Source organism: Pseudomonas sp. 86_A (assembly GCF_017491705.1).
In the GTDB taxonomy this organism is placed as follows: Bacteria; Pseudomonadota; Gammaproteobacteria; order Pseudomonadales; family Pseudomonadaceae; genus Aquipseudomonas; species Aquipseudomonas koreensis.
Genome location: NZ_JAFGYS010000033.1, coordinates 1 through 2,851, shown reverse-complemented (window position 1 = coordinate 2,851; position 2,851 = coordinate 1). Strand labels below are relative to the sequence as shown.

Here is a 2,851-nt window from a genome sequence, read left to right as displayed (position 1 = left end):
TCGCGGCACACTGGCCTCGCTTCAGCAAATTGGGTATGTGATACAGGTGTTTGTGAATCTCGAACTTTCGGTTCGTTTCGTCTTCACACACCGCAATCTGATGCTCTTTCGAGTAGTCAAATTGCTTGGGTGTTATATGGTCAAGCCTCACGGGCAATTAGTATTGGTTAGCTCAACGCCTCACAGCGCTTACACACCCAACCTATCAACGTCGTAGTCTTCGACGGCCCTTCAGGGAACTCAAGGTTCCAGTGAGATCTCATCTTGAGGCAAGTTTCCCGCTTAGATGCTTTCAGCGGTTATCTTTCCCGAACATAGCTACCCGGCAATGCCACTGGCGTGACAACCGGAACACCAGAGGTTCGTCCACTCCGGTCCTCTCGTACTAGGAGCAGCCCCTCTCAAATCTCAAACGTCCACGGCAGATAGGGACCGAACTGTCTCACGACGTTCTAAACCCAGCTCGCGTACCACTTTAAATGGCGAACAGCCATACCCTTGGGACCGGCTTCAGCCCCAGGATGTGATGAGCCGACATCGAGGTGCCAAACACCGCCGTCGATATGAACTCTTGGGCGGTATCAGCCTGTTATCCCCGGAGTACCTTTTATCCGTTGAGCGATGGCCCTTCCATACAGAACCACCGGATCACTAAGACCTACTTTCGTACCTGCTCGACGTGTCTGTCTCGCAGTCAAGCGCGCTTTTGCCTTTATACTCTACGACCGATTTCCGACCGGTCTGAGCGCACCTTCGTACTCCTCCGTTACTCTTTAGGAGGAGACCGCCCCAGTCAAACTACCCACCATACACTGTCCTCGATCCGGATAACGGACCTGAGTTAGAACCTCAAAGTTGCCAGGGTGGTATTTCAAGGATGGCTCCACGCGAACTGGCGTCCACGCTTCAAAGCCTCCCACCTATCCTACACAAGCAAATTCAAAGTCCAGTGCAAAGCTATAGTAAAGGTTCACGGGGTCTTTCCGTCTAGCCGCGGATACACTGCATCTTCACAGCGATTTCAATTTCACTGAGTCTCGGGTGGAGACAGCGCCGCCATCGTTACGCCATTCGTGCAGGTCGGAACTTACCCGACAAGGAATTTCGCTACCTTAGGACCGTTATAGTTACGGCCGCCGTTTACCGGGGCTTCGATCAAGAGCTTCGCGTTAGCTAACCCCATCAATTAACCTTCCGGCACCGGGCAGGCGTCACACCCTATACGTCCACTTTCGTGTTTGCAGAGTGCTGTGTTTTTAATAAACAGTCGCAGCGGCCTGGTATCTTCGACCGGCATGAGCTTACGGAGCAAGTCCTTCACCCTCACCGGCGCACCTTCTCCCGAAGTTACGGTGCCATTTTGCCTAGTTCCTTCACCCGAGTTCTCTCAAGCGCCTTGGTATTCTCTACCCAACCACCTGTGTCGGTTTGGGGTACGGTTCCTGGTTATCTGAAGCTTAGAAGCTTTTCTTGGAAGCATGGCATCAACCACTTCGTCACCCAAAGGGTAACTCGTCATCAGCTCTCGGCCTTAAGATCCCGGATTTACCTAAGATCTCAGCCTACCACCTTAAACTTGGACAACCAACGCCAAGCTGGCCTAGCCTTCTCCGTCCCTCCATCGCAATAACCAGAAGTACAGGAATATTAACCTGTTTTCCATCGACTACGCTTTTCAGCCTCGCCTTAGGGACCGACTAACCCTGCGTCGATTAACGTTGCGCAGGAAACCTTGGTCTTTCGGCGTGGGTGTTTTTCACACCCATTGTCGTTACTCATGTCAGCATTCGCACTTCTGATACCTCCAGCAAGCTTCTCAACTCACCTTCACAGGCTTACAGAACGCTCCTCTACCGCATCACTTGCGTGATACCCGTAGCTTCGGTGTATGGTTTGAGCCCCGTTACATCTTCCGCGCAGGCCGACTCGACTAGTGAGCTATTACGCTTTCTTTAAAGGGTGGCTGCTTCTAAGCCAACCTCCTAGCTGTCTAAGCCTTCCCACATCGTTTCCCACTTAACCATAACTTTGGGACCTTAGCTGACGGTCTGGGTTGTTTCCCTTTTCACGACGGACGTTAGCACCCGCCGTGTGTCTCCCATGCTCGGCACTTGTAGGTATTCGGAGTTTGCATCGGTTTGGTAAGTCGGGATGACCCCCTAGCCGAAACAGTGCTCTACCCCCTACAGTGATACATGAGGCGCTACCTAAATAGCTTTCGAGGAGAACCAGCTATCTCCGAGCTTGATTAGCCTTTCACTCCGATCCACAGGTCATCCGCTAACTTTTCAACGGTAGTCGGTTCGGTCCTCCAGTCAGTGTTACCTAACCTTCAACCTGCCCATGGATAGATCGCCCGGTTTCGGGTCTATTCCCAGCGACTAGACGCCCTATTAAGACTCGCTTTCGCTACGCCTCCCCTATTCGGTTAAGCTCGCCACTGAAAATAAGTCGCTGACCCATTATACAAAAGGTACGCAGTCACCCAACAAAGTGGGCTCCCACTGCTTGTACGCATACGGTTTCAGGATCTATTTCACTCCCCTCTCCGGGGTTCTTTTCGCCTTTCCCTCACGGTACTAGTTCACTATCGGTCAGTCAGTAGTATTTAGCCTTGGAGGATGGTCCCCCCATATTCAGACAAAGTTTCTCGTGCTCCGTCCTACTCGATTTCATGACTAAGAGATTTTCGCGTACAGGGCTATCACCCACTATGGCCGCACTTTCCAGAGCGTTCCGCTAATCTCAAAGCCACTTAAGGGCTAGTCCCCGTTCGCTCGCCACTACTAAGGGAATCTCGGTTGATTTCTTTTCCTCAGGGTACTTAGATGTTTCAGTTCCCCTGGTTCGC

1 rRNA gene is annotated in these 2,851 nt (G+C 51.9%); it reads right to left on the bottom strand.

From position 1 onward, the window contains the following. Positions 1-136 precede the first annotated feature (136 nt). Positions 137-2,851: ribosomal RNA gene (locus tag J5M57_RS27735) — 23S ribosomal RNA — on the bottom strand; the annotation flags it as partial.